Source organism: Flavobacterium luteum (assembly GCF_008806775.1).
Taxonomy (GTDB): Bacteria; Bacteroidota; Bacteroidia; order Flavobacteriales; family Flavobacteriaceae; genus Flavobacterium; species Flavobacterium luteum.
Genome location: NZ_WAEM01000007.1, coordinates 143567 through 166362 on the forward strand (window position 1 = coordinate 143567; position 22796 = coordinate 166362).

A 22796-nucleotide genomic window follows, 5' to 3' on the forward strand; every position below is an offset into this window, starting at 1 on the left:
TATATTGGTTATTTGATGGTTATTTTTTTTGTATTAAATTCGTTTACGGATTGATTATTATAGTTTGTAAAGCTTGTGCATTAATTGAAATACTTTTTGTTTTCTTATTTAATTGTAAAGAAATATTTTGTTTTTCTGATGTTGGATTAAAAACGACTACTGCAATTGTACCATCAAGATTTTTTACAGCAGTAGTAATTATCTCTTTGTGATTTATGGTACATCCAATTTTTACGGCACCAGGTCTCATATATTTGCTAAAATGAGCCAGCGTATAGTATAAAGGAGTAAAATAGACTTCATCTTTATTGACATCTACAATTACAGGAGCAACGCACCAGTTTTTGAACCAATTTGGACCTCCACCAGTATCTAAAACCATATTCCAATCCACCCAGCCATCGACCCAGTTATTCAAACAACCTATAATATCATTGGCATAACGATTAACAGGAGCATATTTTGGATGCAAATATTTTTCCTTTTCACTTGCCCAATCCCAACCCCAATCGGTAGCTTCTTTTTTCCAATACCAAGCATCATCTTGCCAATGCGGAATTTCAGAGTCTACGCAAGCTTCGGTTTGAATTAAATATTTATTTGGTGCTTTTTTGTGTGCATATTTTAAATCTTCAGGGAAAACTTCATAAGTGCTTTCATACCAATGTACCGCTAAACCATCATAATATTTAGACGATTTTTCATCTTCATACATTACGTCAACCCATTCTTTTATTCCAGCTCTGTTTTGATCATAGCCTAATATTTTTACATCACCCCAACCCTCTTTTTCTAATTTTGGTCCAAGATGATTCTGAACAAAACCGGTCATTTCTTTTGGTGAAAACAGCGTACTTTCCCAGTTATTGCCATTGCCATGTGGCTCATTTATAACGGTTACACCCCATATATTGATTCCTTCTTTTTTGTATGCATCTAAATATTTTGAAAAATATAACGCAAACGAATCATTAAATTCTGGTAACAATTTTCCTCCTACATATTTTTTGTTGTCTTTCATCCAAGGTGGAGCTGTCCATGGTGAAGCAATAATATTAAACCCTTCTTTAGAAATAGCTTTCGCTTCTAAAATCATTGGGATTAAATCTGATTTATCATCTTCAATAGTAAAATTTTCTAATGATACATCATTTTCAACTTTAGCATAAGTGTAATTGCTTAACGAAAAATCACATGAAGCAATATGTGTTCTTGTCAATGAATAATTGGCACCTTGCTCACTAAAATAAGCATCGAGTATTTTTTTACGATTAACAGCACTCAATCGATTGAGTAAAGAGGCCGAAGCTTCAGTAAAAGACCCTCCAAAACCAGTAATCGTTTGGAATTTATCTTCAGGGTTTAGGTTGATTAACACTGAGCTTTCGTTTTTAGAAAACTCAGTTATTTTTGTTAAAGAATTACCTTGTTCAGAAGTTTCATAGACTTCAACATTTAAATCTTTTGATACTTTACAACTATTCAATGTGAATGCCATAATAAAAAATAGTATTAAAAATTGATATCGATATATTTTATACTTTTTCATTAAAAATTAATTTTTAATCAATGTGGCTGGTGTTTTAACATCTAACCATAAAGCATCTAGATTACCATTATAGGTTTTTGTAATGGGTTTACCATCACGAGTTAATCCTTTGAAAACTCCTTTATCAACTAAGTCCCATAAGGCATATTTAGCTTGCGATTGTAGAGTTATTAATCCGAAATGATTTTCTGAACCCATTTCGTTCCCACTATCTTTCCATTGTTCGTCAAAAGCTTCAAAATAAAACAGAGAAATACCTTCTTTGTTTGTCCATTCTCTCATCAATTTATAAAATAAAGCCGATTTATATTCGTCGGTAGCTCGTGACCCAGAATTACCATACAAATCATTACACATAGTGGCCCAACCCGATTCTCCTATGTGCACAGGCTTATTTACACCTAAAGATTTCATATAAATAGCCACACTTCTATATTGTGAAATAGCGTAATCTCTTGACCGAATCATTGCTGCGTCAATTTTTTCGCGCTCAGTTAAATGATCTTCATTTGACTTTGTTCCCCAAAACACAGGATGATAATGTGTATCGTGCATTGGATAAGTGTGCATCGAAATGTAATCAACAGCTTTAATCAATTGATTTAAATCTTCAACATGATACTCGGCATCACCACCGCCCCAAGAAGCAAAATTATCAGAACTTGTTATCCATAATTCTTTAGGTAATTTTTCTTCTTTCTTAAGATTTTGCAAATGATTGACCCACTTTAAAATGATATTTGGAGTTACATAATAACTTGCCGCCCATTTTACCATAGCTTCGTTTCCTACTGCTATAACCTTAATAATTTCTGGATATTCATTTGTTAATCGAACTGCTTCTTTAATCTCAACAGCATTTCGTTCACTTTCTTCGTTATGGATTGGCTTATATTCTGTCCATGCATTTTTACAATCGATCCAAGCGCCTAACATGACATACATTTCAAAGTTAGCATCTTCCTTTTTTAATGCTCTTATCGCTTCTAATAAATTAGCTACTTCTTCATGATGCACATTATAAGTTCTTAGAACTTTAATATCCATTGCCGATAAAATCCTCAAATCTTCTTTTATTTGAAAAATCGTTGGCACAACATCTCTTGTTTTAGTTCTATATCCGCCGTAACTTATGGCTTGATAGTTTGAATTTCCTAATATATCTTTTGCCGTAATTGTTACAGTTTTCTTTGAATTCATATATTTTTTACTACAAGAAAATAATGTTATTACTGATAAAAGTGATATAACAATTATTTTTTTCATTTACTTAGATATTAATACTTACTGAAACTTGTGCAATTTCACCTGTTCGTTGAAATATTTTTTGGCTAACTTCATGACTTAAGGCTGAAGATGAAACAGTTTCAATAGCACTGTTTTTATATTTTACTTCAATAAGATTATTGTCAGCAATTTTATAGACAATTGGCACTTGGCAAACGGTAAATGCTAAACTTCCTTTTTGCAATGCTAAAGAGTAGGGCTTGTTTTCAAAATCAAAAAAAGTTCCTGTTTCATCCTGTTGTAAAAACTGATTTTTATTTAATAGAGTTGGTTGAAAAGTAAGTTTTCCGTGTTCTACCTTTACTCCTAATTCTCCTTTTCTGGTAAGCACATCTTCTTTAACCTGTCCTGTCATTCCGGGTTGTTGTGCCCCTCTATGCATAGGAGTATGAGAGTACGGATCGGTAGGAAATGCGCCGTAAACTTCAGGAGATTTATGAACACCAATTCCTTTACCTATTTCATCATAATGCAATGATAAAGCTTTAATAACTGAACTATCTTCTTGATCTAAATGGGCTTTTTCAATTACTTCTAGCACCGCTAAATGCAATTTAGAAACCATGTGCCAATAAATAGAACCCAAACCTTCAAAGGCGAAGAATGTTCCAGATCGACCTGTAAAGGCTTTATGATTGAAAACTTCTTCAAAAATTTGGAGAATACTTTCTGTTTCTTTTTCAACTAAAGTTTTATATTCTTCGTTTTGTTTAAGTTTTACCAAGGCTGCTTTTAGGTCGTTGTCATTATGAAAGTTTCCATTAAAATGGTAATTGCCTTTTACATCTTTATTTACAATTGCATTATTTTGAACAGATAATAATTTATGCAACAATTGAGACCCATCAACTCTTTCTTTAGGAATATTATTTTTTTCTAAAAACTTAGGCAAATCTTTATTAGGATACAAAATATAGCTATTTTGATCTGGACGATATAAAGCACTTTTTCTTAAAGCATCTATTATTTCTAATGATTGAGTACCGTTAAGATAGCCAGCACTTAAAACCGCTACTTGTCCTTCTAGCATTTCGCTTAAATTAGATACTACAACCTTGTCATTATTAATTGACATCAAATTATAGGCATGAAACAATTTATCAGGCCTTTGATTGGCATTAATTGCATGTTCAATAAAATCTAAAGCAACTTTTGTAAAGGTCTTTAATCCCGACATAGAATGGGTTCTTTTCTTACCCCAAAATCCGCTATTGTATACCTGAAAACGATATTCTGAAGCGGCTTTTCCTAATCGGTCTAAAATATTTTTTCTTGATTTATCATCAATTTTTCCTGAAAGCAAGTGTTGATTTTCTACTAAACATTCTCTAACTTCATGATAAAATTCAACCATTTCATTAGAAATTTTAATAGTTTCTAATTCAGATGCCTTTAATAATTTTTCAAAAGTTTTTAAAAATCGACGTAAATAACAAAGTGTTACCATCGAAACTCCGTTACCTACCAAAGCATTGTTGGCGTCGTTCCATTCAGGTCGCTGGGTATTCATCCAAATTCCACCTTCAGGGATAAAGTTTGACATTTTTGCCAAAACGGTAGCTAATATTTTTTCAATAAAATTGACATGGTAAATTTCATTGTTATTATCACAAATTAAAGCACCGTCTGCACCTATTTTCTCTCTACGATCAATAATCTTTTTCTCCCAATCATGACTGTATTCGATAGTATCTTTTGGATTTTTTAAGATGTCATCATAAGGTTTAATAATATAAGGTACTGCTGCGTAAACAAAACATTCTTTTTCAAAATAAGAATTTAGTTTGCCTGGATAGTATTTTTCTATAAATTCTAAAAATTTTAACAAATAAATAATTTGATGATCGCCCCAATAGCCAATATAAGACCACGGATTGTCTGGTTCTATAGCTTCCCAATCAAATCCAGATTTCGTTACTCTATAGGGGTTATATCCGTCAAATGTTGTTGCATTTAGAAACTTATGAATCATACCTTCTATAAAATTTGGATAAGCATGAGCTAAAGCTTCCCAATTTTGAAAGATATCTCTCCAATTTCCTTCATAATCCAATATTTTAGAACCGTCTATTTCACTTCTAGTATTAATAGAAAATTTATTCCAAGGTCGGCTAGGATCTCCGTGACGACGGCTAAATTTTAAAGGTAAATATTCGGTACAAAGCCTTTCTAAGTCTTCATCATCTTGATTCTCAATTAAATTAAGTAATTCAACATAAGAAAATGTGTCCTTTAAATTGTTGAGGAAATCTTGGTTCTTTTGAAAAATTTCACTGTTTGCTTTCTCAAAATATTGGATAAAATCTTTTTTACCTATTTGATAATTTTCATCAAAAATTCCACCACGCATTATATTGAAAAGCACATTTGAAAAATGTCTGGTGTCAATAAGTTTGTCTGCGGTAAATTGTAACCCATCGGCAGAAGCGTTAAGAGCAATAAGATTTTGCATTCCTAATGCCACGTCTTCAACAATTTGAGTATCGAGTGTTTTGTCAGTAACAATAGCATTACAAAGCTGCACTACTTGAGATTGATCTTGATTGACATTAGCAATAATTTTCCAGTTTTTAGAATCATTAGGTGACAAATTCAATTCAGTAGCAATAAAATAGGCTCCTTTTTCACCTTTAATATCTGATTCGCCAGTTAATTTTTTTAGTTTTCTAAAAGCAGGAAGTTGTTTCGAAGAAAGTAAATAGGTAGGATTATCTATACCTAATGACCAAACAATATTTGCTTTTAATGCTTCACTAGGTTCAGCTTTATCAACAATAATAGCACTAAGAGCAAAAATACCTAATCCACTTTCAGCATGCAATTCGTTCCGTTTGTAGGCGTCTACTAAATTACTCGTACTAGATTGCAAATCGCTACTCACGCCCTGTGGCATTATATTTTGAATTCCGTCTAAAAGGGTTATAGCATAACTTTTATTTGCATTATTGATAATTTCAGATTTTTTTACAAATCCAAAAATATTACTTGAACTCCATTGGTATCTAAAAGTCAACTGCAAATCATTATTAATCTCTTCGAAAATAATTTTATTTCCGTAAAAGTTTTTATATAAATTTCTGGTTAGATTATAATGATCGTTGAAACGTTCCGAAAAAGGTTCCCACATCACTACTTTATTATCAAATCGAATTTGAAAAATAGTTTTACTTCCTGTTATGTCAGCAAACTCAGTTATTTTATCATCTGTATAATAGGGAAAAAGAGCAAACTCGGCATTTTTTCTACCAGCAGTAAGTCCTCCATTACTAGATATAAATAACCAATGATTAGAATCACTAACTATGCTCATAAAAAAAGGACGCATGGCATCGTGATTTTCAATTTTATAATATTTTTCTCCCTCTAATTCAACTATTTTCATGTTTGTATGCTAAATTTAATTCTTATTTAAAAACTTAGAGACAATTTGTAAGGTGTCTCCATTACTTATAATTTAAATTTTTCAAAGTTTAATTTTCGGTATTATAAACTTTATAGTGTTTACATTTCCTATATAATAGGAAAGAGTTAAAACCAAATGCTACTGGTATATTCTAACATAATCTACCTCCATAGAAGATTGAGTAAAATTCGCACCAATAGTTCCTCCAAAATTTCCACCCATAGCAATATTCATAATTAGGAAGAAGTTTTGATTAAAGGGCAGCGTTGAAGCATTAGGAGCTGTTTTATATAAAATATCATCTACATAAAACCGAATAGCATTAGAATTCCAAATCACCTTGTAAACATGAAACTCAGTAGAAGCATTACTTATGAGTTTACTTCCTGACACAGCATTACCTCCTGAATTACCTGGGTAATGAAGTGAACCAAAAATTTTGTTTTGTTCTTTACCTACATGTTCCATAAAGTCGATTTCACCACAATATGGCCAAGAAACTGAACTAATGTTGTTTCCCAAAGACCAAATTGCGGGCCAAGTTCCTACTCCAGTTGGTAATTTAGCTTTAAATTCTATTTTACCATATTTAAAACTGTATTTTCCTTGTGTATTAATTCTGGCTGATGAATAAGGTTTACCTCCAGAAGATTCTTTTATTGCAGTAATCACTAATTTTCCACCTTCAACTTTTATATTTTTAGCATTGTTGGTATAATTTTGTTCTTCTTCATTTCCCCAACCATTATTACCTGTTCCTAAGTCGTTAGACCATATTGAAGGATTTGGAGCACCATCTGTATTAAATTCATCAGAGAATGTCAAAATGGTAAAATCATCAGCAGTATTTACTACAACTGCAGGGTCTTCACCTTGACAACCTACCATAATTAATAATGCAAAAGTCAATACTAAATTTATTATTGTTTTTTTCATTTGATTTGTTTAGAATTAATTGTACTCACACTATTAAAAAACACATAGACTCATAGTTACAATTTACTTTAGTATAATATGGACTATGTTTCTATGCGTTTATTTTAATTGCGCCAGTATTAAATATTTATAATGAATTGCAATGGAGATTTTAAATATTTTGCAAAATAATACCTCCATTACAATTAAAACTTACTCTTTATAAAAATATACATTATCTAAGTAAAATTCTTTCAGTGATGGACCTAGTTCTGCTTTTATGTTTTCATAGATAATCAATCCTACTCTGTTTTTGGTGGACATTTGAAGAGGAAGTTCTATTGTAAGCCATTCATTAGCTTTTATTTTATCAGATTTAGGAACAAACAATTGTTTTCTTGTATCATCACCTGTAGTTCCATCATTTTTTCCATTAGGACCAAAATCGGAAACCGTTATTAAAAAGTTGAAATTAGACGGAACTTCTCCAGGGATATACATATTAAGATGCAAATGAGTCATCTGTGACAAATCAACAAGTGGATTAGTAAATTGATTACCAACAAAATTAAAATTTGTATAATTTAAAAATTTATCGACTTTTCCATCAACTTTTACTTCAAAATCGTTAGAAAGTGTTGTTTGATAGGGTTGCCAATACCCGTTAAAAAAGTCTACATTTATACTTGGATAAAAATCACTAAATACTGAAACAACATTGGCTTTATCTCTTGTAGGAACAGGAGGAAATACAAATGGTCCTGAAGATATTACTTTAATAGATCCAATAGCAGCTAAATTTCCTAATTTAGCGGTAATAGTTGCAGTTCCTGTGCTTAATTGTTCCACAACACCTTTTGAATTAACAGATACCGCTGCAACATTGTCAGATGAAAAATCGAAATAATTAGGAGACGTGTTCACTACTTGATTCCCTCCGTTAGGCAGACTGTATTTTGTAGTTAAACCCCCAATGGTTATAGGTGCTGGACCAGTTTTTGTTGTGCTTTGCCCACTATTTATTAAAGCTTCCTGTAGAATTACATCAACAAGATTTTCATATTTTACCTCATCAAGCCAAAAAGTAAAACCATTGCCAGCATTAGGTCCTGCAGAAACATATAACAAACCTTTTTCTGATTTTAATTTTGAAGCGTCCGGAATAGGAATATAATATTTTTTCCAAGTAGTGCTAATTTTTTGTGTACAACTAGCTTTATAATCCTGTGAGCCTTTATTATCTAAACCAAAACCTATTTCTATAGTTGACGCCTGTAGACCTTTAGCCCAAAAAGTTAATACATTATAACCCGTTAAATTACGCGCTCCAGTTGAAAAAAATGCACCTCCAGTAAAACCGCCATCTGGATCGCCAACATTTGGAACATCAAAACGCATTGAAGAAGCTGAACCATTATAAGCTACGTCACTATCAACTTGAAAACCCAGAAGATCAGAATCTGCAAAGGCAGCATAATCAAGTCCACTGCTAAAAGTGTCTATAAATACGTCTCCACTCTTATTTGCTGATACAGTTGCATCTATATTTTTCAAATCGGAAACGTCGTTCTGACAACCAGGAACAAACAGTAAGCCTATAAGAGCTAACCCAATTTTTCTAAATTTAATAATTGAATATTTTTTCATCTTTTATCTATTTTATTAATTAGCTATGTTTATTTGAATGTATGTTCTAATTTCCCATTCTTGACCATTTGCATATCCTGGAGCCTTAGGATCTGGAACTACATTTCCAAGTCCATCTAACTTAGTTGCTCCACTAACATATCTATTAGAATATTGATCAAGTGAGCGCCATGTTCCTCTTAAACCAATTCGAGTTCCAGGAAGTAGAAACCAATCTGCTTTTCCAATTCCAAAAGAAACATCACCCATTAGTTGTAAAGGGTACGTTAAGTTAAAATCTCGATGGTAATCAAAAGGTCCAAAATCATTGACTTTTACAGATGAATTGAATTTTACTTTATTATAAAGCGTTCTTAAATCCATACCATAACGATTAATAGTTCTAGCATCGCTACCATTCCCTTGAGCTGGACCTCCATAAATATTAGCTATAAAACCTAAATCAGCACTTAATTTTGATACAATTCTTGCATTAGCTTCCCATAAATCTTTAGCTGGAACTGAGTTTGGAAAAGCAAAAGCAGTTCTGTTAGCTAAAAATCCTATCGCCGCGTCTTGCGTAGTAGGTAAGTGACGGAATACAAATCCTGCACTTACTGCAAATTTGGCATCTTCAGAACGGTCATTGTCCCACTCATACATCCAAGTACCAGGAGTAGGATCATAGGTAAGTAATAACTCACCTGCGACTTGCTCTCTATTTCCTCTTACAACAAAAGGATCTTGAAGTATGTTTCTAAGTCTTCCTCCAACAGCATCTGCAGTAATGGCTTCCTCTAAAGGTTTTTGCCATAAAAAGTTGGGTGCTATTTGTAATTTACCAATAGTATACGTTGCCCCAGTTAAAAAGTTGTATTGATTACCACTTCCACTGTCTTTTAATCTCCAACCTGTAAAAGTTTGAGTTTGATCACCAGCACCACCGCCAGCAACTAATCCTTGAGCAGCTGCTTGTGCATACCAATTGAATTTACCCCCTGTATAAGTAAGTTTTAATTTAGCACCTAAATTATCTTTGGATTCTATTGTTGCTGATTTAGCTACATTAATTCCTCCTTCAGTTCTCAAAACTTGATACTCTCTTCCATTAAGCGGTTGACCAGCCCAAATACCTCCTACATCAAGACCAAATTTTCCAAACTTTCTATTGGCATGTAATGTGAATCTTCTAGTTTTTGGCTGAGGAACGGCAAGAGAACTTTCTGCAAGTCCACGTTGTTCTAAATCTTCATGAAAAATACCCGTTACATCAAATTTTGCAATATTTTTAGAATATTTTAGCAATGCCGCTGGATTCGCTCCCCACCAAAGTTGAGGTCCTGCAGCCAATTTTAATCCTTTAAATATTTTTTTACCCTCAACTTCAAATCCAAATGGAGCTAAACCATTATAGATATCTATGTTAGGACCGTAATTAGCCTCAGGATAGAGACCAAAGAAATCGCCTTCGTAACCCCAATGATAATGACCTGTTCGATAAAAACCATTTAAATTAAATAATTTTTCATCCCATTTATAACTCGCTCTGTACACTTGAACACGATTATTGTCTTGTAAAGTTACATCGCCATTAGGACCACTTACAATTGTCGGACGCGCTCTGTTTTCATAAAATATTTCATCGATAGGGTTAAGTGCAACATTACCTAAAATATTAAACTCTACATTAGCAGTCATATTAGACGCAGGACTAGCTTCTACACCAATAAAATAAGACTCCATATGATCAAAACCAAGTTGATTTGGAAATGTAGTATTATTTACAGGAGCAGTACTAGGAGTTGATATTTTTTCGCCTCCAGTATTAAAAGTAGTAAACTCTGCAGCCAATCTAGAAAATTTAATTTTTCCACCTTTTTGACTGTCTAATGCCGATTTATCACTTCTAGCTTTTAGAGAAGCATCCATGATTTGAATTTTATTGAAGTAATTATCTAAATCCGTTAATGATTTTCCGTTTGTATAAGGATTAAACTGATGCACTTCTTTTAAAATATAGTATGCTGATCTTGGAAATAATTGGTAATTACCGTTTGCATTTGTTGGTCCTTTTGCACAAACACCGAACCATTCCTCATTCATATTATTTTCGCCTTTCACATAATCAAAAGCATAACCACCATTAGACCATGATGCATTCGTATCGTGAATATCTAAATATTTTGTTTGTCCAAATTTCCACCAACCATCACTAAATTGAAATGTAAAACCTCCTAATGAATTTCCTGCTTTTCCTAGACCTGCAGCATTTTCATAAATCTCTTTCCAATTCCCTTTTAAAATTGCTGCTTGACCGTTTTGATCTTCTTGTCCGGAAACTGCATTAAAGGCATCAGAACCAAATTCTGAAAACAATACTGGTTTCCCATATTCTTTTTTAACACGTTCAAAAATATCTCCAAAAGAAATTCCGCGATAAGCATTAATTCCTAAAATATCAACATCTGGGCAATCTTTAGCAATAATATCTAAAAACAACAAGTCTCCATTACAAATGGCTACTGGATGTGAAGTATCAATAGATTTCATAGCCACTATTGCTTCATTAAATAATTTATACATGTATTCAGCACGTTTTGTAGACTTTCTATCTTTTACAGGAATATTCTCCGTTTCAGCACCGTCCCAAAATAAACCATAGTTATTTTCGTTACCTAACAAAAATAAAAGTAAACCCTTGGTATCTTTATATTCTTGTGCCATTTCTTTTACTTCTTTCAAAAGCAATTGACGAGTTTTAGCATCTGCATATTCTGTTGTTGGAATCCAAGCACCGTCTATGGTTAAACCATATCGTCCAAAAGAATGATTTAACATCGTATAAATACCATATTTAGAATACACATATTCAATCCATTTTTTTGGCATACCAGTATAAACTCTTATAGCGTTTACACCCATATTTTTCAATAATGACATTTCATCATCTAAAGCTTGTTGAATAACATTGTCTGATTGTTTCCAGAGACTATATGTATAGTTTGTACCAATAGGAAAATAATCCCAGTTCATACCATTTATCATTAAATCGTTGCCATCGACTTTTAGTTTTATTCCTTCAGAACTTTTATCTAAAGAAACCTTATCAGCTTGTGAATAAATAGAGAGTGCACAAAAAGAAAAGATTAGTAAACAAATATTTTTTTTCATATTGTATAATTTGGTTAAAAAGTTAAAATCTAAAATTATTTTTTATTTTTAAATTAGCCATTTGTAATTTATTGACTTAATTTAATACAGTATTTTAGTTGTAGTTGCATTGTAATAATAATTTAATGTTCATAAATAATTTAAGTTTGGTTAATATTTAGTATCAAGATTATAAAATTAGAAATTAGAACTGATATTTAATTAAAAAACACCTCAACAAAAATCATACAACAACAAAAAAAACTTGAAATAATTTCACATATCATAAAAAAACAAGGTAAATACTGATGAATTACGATTGTAAAAAATGAATTTTTGATGAACTATTTTTTAATAAAGAGCAGCTACATGGTTATTGTTGAGGTAATGTATAGTTTTATTAAAAATACATGTATAGTATTAAATAGATAGAATATACTCAACAAGCCCTTTTTCGTGAGATAAATCCATTTTTTTTCGCAAACGGTATCTTTTTATCTCAACACTTCGTACAGAAATACCCAATAAAGGGGCAATTTCCTTTGAAGAAAGATTCACTCTTAAATATGCACATAGTCTCAAATCATTTGGGGTCAAGTTAGAATGTGCATCTTTTACCTTCTTTAAAAAGTCTTTATCAGCATTATCAAAAGCTTCCTTAAATACTTTCCAAGAATCTTCCTCAGAAATATTTTTTGTAATACTTGTAATTACAGACTTAATACTTCTACTAGAATTATCAGAAGAGGAATTTTTTAAATCCTCTTTTATTAATGATAATAATTCATTTTTATTAATTAAACTCATATTAGTCATTGCCAATTCTTTATTCTTAGTATCAACATCATTGGCCAATTGTTTATTACGCAGTTTCATTAATTGTTGATCATTTTCTAGTTCTTTTATTTCTAATAAAAGATTATTCTCTTCAATTAACTTTTCTTCTTGCTTCTGGTAATAAACTTTGTATGATTTATTAATATAATGCGCTAGAATTAATAAAAGTATTAAATAAATAATGATGGCCAAATTAGTTAAATACCATGGTTTAAGAACTGTGAAAGTATAAGTAGCAATATTTTCAGGTACAGAATTTGCAATCTTTGCCCTTACTTTAAAAGTATAGGTTCCGTGTGGAAGGTTTTTAAAATTGACACTTGATTTAGCATTCCACTCGCTCCAATCATTCTGAAATCCCTCCAATAGATATTGGTATTCCGAATTAATATATTTATTATACTGAGGCACTGTATAACTTATGGTAATATTATTTTCATCATGACTGAAGTTCCCTTCCTCAAGAATAGAACAATTAGTAAATTGTTCGTTTAATTTATTAATTGAAATATTTGAAATGGAAACACTATAATTTTTAAAACTTAAATCGTTAATATTTAAGGTGTAATATCCATCCGATGTACCTACTAAATAAATTGAATTAGAAAGACGAGTGATGTTTTCATAACCCAACATCGAATTTGTTAACTTAGAAGGAATTGGAATTGAATTTTTTTTCAAATCAGTTCCTAACTTATTTAGAGAAAAATAATAAATATAATCTTTGGAGAACAACCAAATTTTAGAAGTATTATCAATTATTAATTTACCTGAAGTATATTCATCATTCTCAAAAACAGAACTTAATGTATTGTCTTTCTGAAATTGTTTTGTTTTATAATTCAACTTAAAAATTCCATCTTTATAGGCATAATAAATAATATTATTAAATTTAACTAAACTAGAATTTTTACCTTTTTTAGGGCTAGAATATGAGATAGTTTTCTTTACTTTTAGTAAATTATTATCTAATTGTAAGCGAAAAACCCCTTTATACTCATGACTTACATATACTTCATTATTTTTTAGAATTTCAAAATATTTTGTTGAATAATCAAAACCTAAGATTTTATTTCGATAAACCCATTGATTATTTCTTTTCTCTAAAACAATTAAACCATTATAACAACCCATTAATAACAGATTATTTTTATTGGGAACTATTTCAGATTTCCAAGTACCTATTTGTGAGAAAATCTTGGTTGCAAATCCATTTTCAATTATAAAAGCTCCAGAATCATGATTGCAAAAAACATTTCCAGCATATTCAGATAAAGACCATACTTGACCTTTAGTTCCAGAAATAAACTTAAAATTTTCATTTGTATTATAAGTTTTATAAAACAAACCTTGATTAGTGCCTATATATAATTTATTTTGGTGCAAAAGCGAAGCATAAACAGTTCCTAATATTCCTGTATTATCAACAAAACTTTTAACTGGTGATTTTAAATTGACACAATTTATTCCGTTATCTAAACCAATCCAAAGATTTCTATCAGTGTCTTCAAACAATGACAAAACGGTATTATTACTCAATCCATTACTTTGAGTAATATGGTATTTTAATTTACCGTAACTGTTTAAGATAATTATTCCATTAGAAACTGTTCCAAGCACAAAACTACCATCTGATAAAATTTGGCTACTATAAATGTTACTGGTCGAAAATTCTGAATCTGCATCAGTACTAAATTTAAATAAATTACCGTTAATGAGTTTAAAAAAACCATTCCATTCCGTTTGGATTATAAGACCTTCATCAATAGAAAAAACATTTATAATTTTGTTATTCAGCACAATTGGGTTATTAGAAACTAATTTGGCTTTGCCATTTTCTATTTCAAAGAGCCCATCATTATGAGTTTGAAAATATATAGAATTAATTGTGCTATAAGACTTATAGACACTATTTTTAGGAGTAATTATATTAAACTTTTCTGTATTGGTATCATAAATATAAATTCTATTTAAAGACTGAAAGACTACCCATTGATCATAATTCAATATATTCCAAAATTGCTCGTCATCAAGAATTTGACTTTTAATTTTTGAACTTAATGAAGTGTATTTTAGTAAACCATTTACTTGTTTGGTCCAAAAACCAAACTCCATATAACAACCTGTATATATTTTTTTATTTATAACTTTTACAGATCGCAAAATAGTTTCGTTAGGAGACGGAAACAAAGTCCAATTAGAACCATTAAACTCAAGCAAGCCATCATTATTAGCAAAATACACAAAATTATTTTTATCTTGAGAAATCATCCAATTTTGATTACCTGCACCATAAGTAATTGGACTGTATTTTAAAATTGGAGGCAACTCTTGTGAAAAACACAAAATTGTAAATAATGAAAAAGTTAAAACTAAAAAGTGTGGTATATTAATTTTCAACATTTTTATAAAAAATAAATTTAAAGCAATGATATAAAAGTACTACAAAAAAAAAGGCAAAAACTAAAAAAGCACGTTCTTTTACAAACGTGCTTTTATGATAAATCAAATAATATTATTTTTTTACAACTCTTGAAGAGGCAACTTTACCGTCTATAGTAGTTTTTACTACATAAACTCCAGATTGCAAATTAGAAATATCTAAAGTAGCTGTTTGTAGTTTAGGACTTTTAACTAACATTTGTTGCCCTAAAACATTATAAAGAGATACATTCTCAATAATTCCTTTTGCTTCAATGGTTAATTTGTTAGAAGTTGGATTTGGAAACATTTTAACACCTAAAGCTGCAAAAGTTTTTGTTCCTAACTTAGAATTGTATAAATAAAAATTATCAATGTAAATAGGACCCTTCATATTAGATATGATTACCGCTTGTTTAATATCGGATTTACCAAATCCATCTTTAAGAGGCACATCAATTGTAACCCATTTTCCAGATTGAATAACTGGGGTAGTACCTGCACTTTCATAATGATAAACATAAGTAGGAGTCACTTCTCCTGAAGTTCCTGCAAAATCTACTAATTTTACATCAAAAACTTTCCCATCTAAATTATCCTCTTTTACCCAAAAATCAATATGCAAACGGTCCATTGAAGTTGCGTTTATAGGACTACTTTGAAAATCGATACCAATAAAATTGGCTAATTTAAGTTTTTTTGTATCATCACCAGCAATTTGAACATCAGTTGCAGTTCCTGAACTCCAAGAGGTAGGCCATTCATTAATAGCTATATTAGTATACTGATTACTGAAAATTGAAGCTACACCACTTGCATTTTGTAATGTTGGAGTTGGTGCTGCTTCAGTAGGAACTGGATCTACAACAGGCACAACCACCGCTTTCTCAGCAGTAATATTATCTAAATATAATGTGAATGCAACAGGAGGATTTTTGAAACCTGTATTGTCGTCCTTCCAATTAGGGAAGAACACAAATTTAGGGTATTCTCCATCAGCAGTACCTGTAGCATCTCTACCTTCTGTAAAAGTAAAAGTAAGCGTTTGCCAAGCATTAGGTGTAGTATAAACTTGGGATGCTCCAGAGTTTGGACCTGTTCCATTCTCAACTTTACACATCAAAGAGAAGGCAACTGAAGAGAATACATCAACTTTAACCGTTTTATCAGTGGTTAATTTAATTTTACTTTTTAAAAGATTCACAACTTCACCTTCATAAACTTCTACCCCTGCACCAGGACCACTTACATTAAGTTTTAAAACATTCAAATAAGTACCCCCAGCCGCTGGGTCTGGAGTTATAGAACTCGTTACTCCTGCAAACCCACCTTGTAGTGTGTAATTGGTTGGGTCTTCAAAATTCTCAATGACCACCTGTTGAGCAAATCCTAATGAAGTTATCATTAGCGCAATTAAAATTGTAATTTTTTTCATAATATTTTTATTTAATGTGAATATCAAAGTTAAGATTGAATTACAATAATTGTGAAAAAACCTACTATACAAAAACTATACAACGCAAATTAAAGTTTTCAAGCTTCAAAAACCTCTTGTTTTATTGACCCAAAAGCGCTTTACTCAATCGTAATAGTAGGTAAAAAAATATTTAAAAAATAAAAATGTTGTGGTAATGTATAGGTAAAATATTAAAAATAGATAGTTAATGCCTTCCAAAAAAACCTTTTATTCAATAATGTAATTACTATTTAAATCTGATATTAATAAAAATAATGCTAATTAATTGTATCAACTGTAAAAACGAAAAATGGAATACAGATGGCAAAATATTTAAGAATTAATAGATAAAAAATATATTATTGATTCTCATTTGATAATTAATTATCTTTGTATATACTCAGTTTATAAAAATGATTACAAAAGACATTTCCACTTTAGAACCTAAAAAAAATATTATCATTAAAGGTGCTCAAGTGCACAACTTAAAAAACCTTGATGTTGCCATTCCTAGAAACAAATTAGTGGTAATTACTGGGCTTTCGGGCTCTGGAAAATCGAGCTTAGCGTTTGATACTTTATATGCTGAAGGACAACGTCGTTATGTAGAAAGTCTTTCCTCTTATGCTAGGCAATTTCTAGGAAGATTAGACAAACCTAAAGTTGAATATATTAAAGGCATAGCTCCTGCAATTGCCATAGAACAAAAAGTAAATACTACAAACGCTCGTTCTACTGTAGGAACATCAACAGAAATTTACGACTATTTAAAATTACTTTTTGCTAGAATTGGCAAGACTTATTCTCCAATATCTGGTCTCGAAGTAAAAAAAAACACGGTTACTGATGTTGTAAATGTTGTAAAGTCATTAGAAATTGATAGTAAATGGCTGCTCCTATCTCCAATCCATTTAGAAGAAGGCAGAAAACTAGAAGACAAACTAAAAGTTTTGTTACAACAAGGATTTGCTAGAATTTTAGTGAATGGTGAAATGGTTCGTTTAGACCAAATTGATCAGCATACTTTAGATAATAAAGATGTCTTGCTTATTATTGATAGAATCGTAATAAAAGACGAAGAAGAATTCTACAACCGTTTATCAGATGCAGTTCAAACTGCTTATTTTGAAGGAAAAGGCATCTGTTATCTTCAACAATTGGATACAGAAAAAAAATTTACTTTCAATACTAATTTCGAATTGGATGGAATCACTTTTTTAGAACCCAATGTACATCTTTTTAGTTTTAATAATCCCTATGGTGCATGTCCTGTTTGTGAAGGATATGGAAACATAATAGGAATCGATGAAGAATTAGTCATCCCTAACACTGCATTATCTATATATGAAAATGCTATTTATGCTTGGCGAGGTGATAGTGTAGGATGGTACAGAGATGAATTGATTAACAATGCTTATAAGTTTGATTTCCCTATTCATAAACCCTATTTTCAATTTACAGAAGAGCAAAAAGACATTCTTTGGAAAGGAAATAGCTATTTTACAGGATTGAATGATTTTTTTAAAGAATTAGAAGAAAAAAACTATAAAATCCAAAATAGAGTCATGCTTTCTAGATACAGAGGAAAAACGAAATGCAATTCCTGCAAAGGAAAACGCCTTCGTATTGAAGCCTCTTATGTAAAAATTGGAGGGAAAACAGTTTCTGATTTGGTTGATCTACCAATAAAAAAACTAGTCTCCTTTTTTAAGGAACTGCAATTAAACGAATTTGATCAAAAAGTGGCCAAGCGTCTTTTAATTGAAGTCAATAATAGATTGAATTTCTTAGTCGAAGTTGGTTTAGATTACCTCACATTAAACAGAAATTCTTCTACACTTTCAGGCGGAGAATCGCAGCGCATTAATTTAGCTACTTCTTTAGGCAGTAGTTTGGTAGGATCGATGTATATTTTAGATGAACCTAGTATTGGTTTGCACCCAAAAGATACCGAACGTCTCATAAAAGTATTAGTTTCTTTAAGAGATTTAGGTAATACGGTAATAGTAGTAGAACATGATGAAGACATCATGAAAGCGGCCGATATGATTATAGATATTGGTCCAGAGGCTGGAACTCTGGGAGGGAATTTAGTAGCTCAAGGGACTTTTGCCGAAATCTTAAAATCCAATTCATTGACTGCCCAGTATTTAAACGGTGATTTAAAAATTGATGTGCCAAGAATTAGAAGAAAATGGGGGGCTTATATCGAAATCCTAGGGGCTAGAGAGAATAATTTGCAAAATGTAGATGTTAAATTCCCTTTAGAAGTCTTAACCGTTATTACTGGTGTTTCGGGAAGCGGAAAAAGTACTTTAGTAAAGAAAATTCTATTTCCTGCTATGCAAAAAAAATTAGATGGAGTTGCTGAAAAAGCAGGTCAATTTACCGAAATGAGAGGGCATTACCATAAAATTCAGCACATTGAATACGTAGACCAAAATCCTATTGGAAGAAGCTCTCGTTCTAATCCCGTAACCTATATTAAAGCATATGACGATATTAGAGAGTTGTTTTCAAAAGAAAAATTATCGAAAATTAGAGGCTATCAACCCAAACATTTTTCTTTTAATGTAGATGGAGGTCGCTGTGAAACCTGCAACGGAGAAGGTTCCATAAATGTAGAAATGGTTTTTATGGCCGATGTTTCATTGCCTTGCGATACCTGTAACGGCAAACGCTTCAAAAAAGAAGTGCTCGAAATTTATTTTGAAGGCAAAAATATTGATGATATTTTAACAATGACTATTGATGATGCCGTAGCTTTCTTTACAAATACGAAACAAATTAAAATTTCACAAAAGCTACAACCACTACAAGACGTTGGTTTGGGTTATGTACAGTTAGGGCAATCGTCTTCTACATTATCTGGTGGTGAAGCTCAACGAATAAAATTGGCTTCATTTCTTTTAAAAGGGAGTATAAAAGAGAAAGCCTTATTTGTTTTTGACGAACCAACAACAGGATTGCATTTTCACGATATAAAAAAATTACTCACTTCATTTGATGCATTAATTGACAAAGGCCACTCTATTGTTGTAATTGAACACAATTTAGATTTGATCAAATGTGCCGATTGGATTATTGATATGGGTCCCGAAGGTGGAGAAAATGGTGGGAATATTTTAGCTGTAGGAACTCCTGAAGATATTGTTGCAAATAAAAATTCAATTACTGGAAAGTATTTAAAAGAAAAACTAAAATTCTAAAACGTTAATTTTCGTCAACTTCTATTTGATCGTATACAATATTAAACACAAATACTTTTAAATAACGGGTGTCATTGCTTTCATAAGAATAAGTAATGATGTTTTTACGAGGATCTAAAACAACTTTTCCTCTTGCATCTTTAGAACGAATTACCCAAGTAGAAATGTCGTTTTCATCAACACTAACTGAAATGATAGAGCCATGAAAAACGCGCACTATAGAGTCATCATTTAAACTAATTGAAATATAACCGTTTCCTTTTGAATTTAACTCACGAATTACAATAACAGAGTTTTCAAATTCAGAATCTTTTGGGTCATAGACTTGCTTTTCTTCATTCCAAGCATAAAAAACCCTACTACTGGAGTTGTATTTTGACTGTGTATTTATCTTTACTGGAACTTGTTGTTGTGCAAAAGTGTTTACAAAAAAGAAAAGCAATACTATTTGACCAATTAAATTCTTCATAATTTCTCAAGTTATTTTTCAAAAATACAAAATTGACTTTAAAAACAAATAGCCAAAATTAAAAATTATCAAAGAATTGATTTTCAAATAATTAAAATTATTTTTAATTAAATTATTAAAATAATGCATATAATTCAAGATTTTGGCACACTACTTGAAAATAGTATTGTAACAAGCCGAAACGAATTCGGCTTTTAATCTCAAACACTATTGATTATGAAATGAGCATGACCTAAAATTGGCCGCAAACACCAATGAAGATATGCGAATTACATATGACCATAGAAAAACAATAAATATCTACAGATGAAAAAAATTACCCTTTTAGTAGCTGCCATTTTACTTTTTGGAAATGTAGCGAAAGCATCTGCAATAATCAATTATTCTGGTGAAAAAACAAATAGCATTTTTAATCTGAATGACCCTATAGAGTTTACAGAAAGAGGCATTACTTTTTATGTGTTTCCTAACGGAGAATTCGATTTTAACACTACACAAAGTCAAGGGAATTCAAATTATTACAGACGAGGAATAAATATAGCTATGGGCGCTCCTGGAGTTCGAAATATTTATTCATCGCCCAATAACGCTGTTCGAATTGAGCATGATGCCATGGGAAGAATTCGCAGAATAGGTAATGTATTTGTGAATTATGACTATCTAAACAGAATTAAAAGAATAGGAACTATATATATGTCGTATAATCGCTTTGCGTTAGATCAAATTGGCGGTTTACGTATCTTTTACAACAAAAGAGGTCAAATTATAAATACTTTTGGAAGTGTAAAAGGCTATACTTCTAATTATTATTACAATAGTCAATATGAAAGTAATAATAATTGTGATACTTCTTCTGAAAATCAAGATAACACTAATGATCAAATGTATTATAGAAAAAGAAATCCAAATAGTGACGTAAAAAGAGAATAGCTTTTATATCATTTTTTTAAATCCCGTCTATATAATTATTGACGGGATTTTTTATTCTTTACTTCTAAGGCGTGCTAAATAGGTGTCTAAAAAATCATTGATTTCAACTGAAATAATCAATTTATAATTAATAAAAACATAAGAAAGAGTAATTAAAACTGACTTTAAAATGATATTAACTAAAGGATGAAAAGAGAAATCCCAAAAATAAAATATTAAAAAAATAAAAATAATTATTCCAAACGATTTTAAGGTATTTAGGGTAAAAGGATACAAATTCATTTTCTTAACTACAAACAATAATTTAATAGTGTTGTAAACCATTACCGAAATTAATGTTGCCCACGCAGCACCTACTATACCATAAGGTGGAATTAAAATCATATTCAATCCAACCATCATAAAAACCAACAGCAATCCAAATAAAAGTACTGTTCTGTAATATTTTGTATTTAATATAATTGCATTGTTATTTCCTAAAATCACATCGTAAAACTTAGTCAAACCAATGATAAAAACCACTCCAATTCCGCCTTCATAGTCTCCCGGAATTAATTGATACAACTCTTTAATATTTAAAAAAATTCCCAGCATAACCAAACCTCCAAAAACCTGTAAATTCAATGCGCTTTTCTTATACAACTCATTCAATTCATCATGCTTGTTTTCGTTCATGAGTCGAGCGGTAATGGGATAAATAATTTGAAGCATGGCTCTACTAGGTACTGCAATAACTGTAGCTATAAAAATGGCCACGGAATACAATGCATTTTCACTAATATTTCTATAAGACGGAATCATTACTTTGTCAAAATCCATCAACAAAACAGCCACACTTCCCGATAAAATGATAAAAAAAGAATACCCGAAAATTTCTTTACTATTATGTGGCATTTTAAAAGTCAAAACTGGCATTTTTACATACCATGCATAACTTTTCATGGCCAAGAATTGCAGCAAATAAGCACCAAAAAGGGCATAAATAAACCCATCTTTGGTAAGCCAATTCCAGTAAACCGAAAACAACAAGATTAATATTGTAACACGAACAAAAACTTCGCTGATAAAATTTCCAACAACCGATTGCATATGTACTTTTACCCAAGCATAATAGACTTCAAAATAGCCCATACATATACCTATAACTGGAATAAGCCAAAGAAAGGGCTTAATTTCAGGGTTTTCTCTTACTATAAAAAAAGCAATCTGATTGTAAAAAAAATAGGTGATTGTTGAAATAGGAATAATCAGAAAGAGTGGCATTAATAGCATAAAACTCAAAAAGTGTTCGCGATCTACTTCCGAAGTGTATTTAGAATAAAATCGAATCATCGTATTCTGAACACCAAAAGCCATTAAGGGCATCATAATATTTGAGGCCGATAATAAGAACGCAACCATTCCATAGTGGGTTTTCCCTAAAAAATTAGTATACAAAAAAAGAGCATTTATGGCTCCAATCCCAAATCCAAAATAGGTAATAAAGGTATTCTTAATAGACTGGTTTAAAACTATTCCCATTTATGATGTTTCATTGCTTAAAA

The 22796-nt window shown here is 31.0% G+C and carries 12 protein-coding genes; 2 read left to right on the top strand and 10 right to left on the bottom strand.

From position 1 onward, the window contains the following. Positions 1-43: 43 nt before the first annotated feature. The 8 genes from F6464_RS12420 to F6464_RS12455 all read right to left on the bottom strand — a co-directional run bounded on the left by F6464_RS12420 (position 44) and on the right by F6464_RS12455 (position 16623). On the bottom strand, positions 44-1549 hold the full coding sequence (locus F6464_RS12420) for a glycoside hydrolase family 30 protein (protein ID WP_394349410.1): 1506 nt from the start codon (positions 1547-1549) through the stop codon (positions 44-46). A 6-nt stretch (positions 1550-1555) separates the two neighbouring features. Continuing rightward, positions 1556-2749, bottom strand: coding sequence for a glycosyl hydrolase family 17 protein (locus F6464_RS12425; RefSeq protein WP_225318078.1), 1194 nt, complete (start codon positions 2747-2749; stop codon positions 1556-1558). 70 nt (positions 2750-2819) lie between these two features. Next, positions 2820-6218 (bottom strand): hypothetical protein, encoded by a 3399-nt coding sequence (locus F6464_RS12430; RefSeq protein WP_151108264.1) that lies wholly within the window; start codon positions 6216-6218, stop codon positions 2820-2822. Between the two features lie 159 nt (positions 6219-6377). Next, positions 6378-7175 (bottom strand): glycoside hydrolase family 16 protein, encoded by a 798-nt coding sequence (locus F6464_RS12435; RefSeq protein WP_151108265.1) that lies wholly within the window; start codon positions 7173-7175, stop codon positions 6378-6380. Between the two features lie 192 nt (positions 7176-7367). Beyond that, the gene (locus tag F6464_RS12440) at positions 7368-8801 is read right to left on the bottom strand and encodes a CIA30 family protein (protein ID WP_151108266.1); all 1434 of its coding nucleotides are present in this window, start codon (positions 8799-8801) and stop codon (positions 7368-7370) included. Positions 8802-8816: 15 nt separating this feature from the next. Further along, the gene (locus F6464_RS12445; RefSeq protein WP_151108267.1) at positions 8817-11951 is read right to left on the bottom strand and encodes a glycoside hydrolase 5 family protein; all 3135 of its coding nucleotides are present in this window, start codon (positions 11949-11951) and stop codon (positions 8817-8819) included. 399 nt (positions 11952-12350) lie between these two features. Further along, on the bottom strand, positions 12351-15170 hold the full coding sequence (locus tag F6464_RS12450; protein ID WP_225318079.1) for a triple tyrosine motif-containing protein: 2820 nt from the start codon (positions 15168-15170) through the stop codon (positions 12351-12353). A 112-nt stretch (positions 15171-15282) separates the two neighbouring features. Continuing rightward, positions 15283-16623 carry a T9SS type A sorting domain-containing protein gene (locus F6464_RS12455; protein ID WP_151108268.1) on the bottom strand — a complete coding sequence of 447 codons (1341 nt, stop codon included), beginning with the start codon at positions 16621-16623 and terminating at the stop codon, positions 15283-15285. A gap of 434 nt (positions 16624-17057) precedes the next feature. Here F6464_RS12455 and uvrA point away from each other — a divergent pair, with 434 nt between their 5' ends. Next, positions 17058-19853, top strand: coding sequence for an excinuclease ABC subunit UvrA (uvrA, locus tag F6464_RS12460; RefSeq protein WP_151108269.1), 2796 nt, complete (start codon positions 17058-17060; stop codon positions 19851-19853). A 4-nt stretch (positions 19854-19857) separates the two neighbouring features. Here uvrA and F6464_RS12465 read toward each other — a convergent pair whose 3' ends face one another. After that, the gene (locus F6464_RS12465; protein ID WP_151108270.1) at positions 19858-20322 is read right to left on the bottom strand and encodes a hypothetical protein; all 465 of its coding nucleotides are present in this window, start codon (positions 20320-20322) and stop codon (positions 19858-19860) included. Between the two features lie 306 nt (positions 20323-20628). Here F6464_RS12465 and F6464_RS12470 point away from each other — a divergent pair, with 306 nt between their 5' ends. Beyond that, positions 20629-21252, top strand: a complete 624-nt coding sequence (locus F6464_RS12470) for a hypothetical protein (RefSeq protein ID WP_151108271.1) — start codon at positions 20629-20631, stop codon at positions 21250-21252. A 51-nt stretch (positions 21253-21303) separates the two neighbouring features. Here the strand turns inward: F6464_RS12470 and F6464_RS12475 are convergent, their stop codons facing one another. Further along, positions 21304-22773: a lipopolysaccharide biosynthesis protein gene (locus F6464_RS12475; RefSeq protein WP_151108272.1), complete on the bottom strand. Its 1470-nt coding sequence runs from the start codon at positions 22771-22773 to the stop codon at positions 21304-21306. Between the last annotated feature and the right edge of the window lie 23 nt (positions 22774-22796).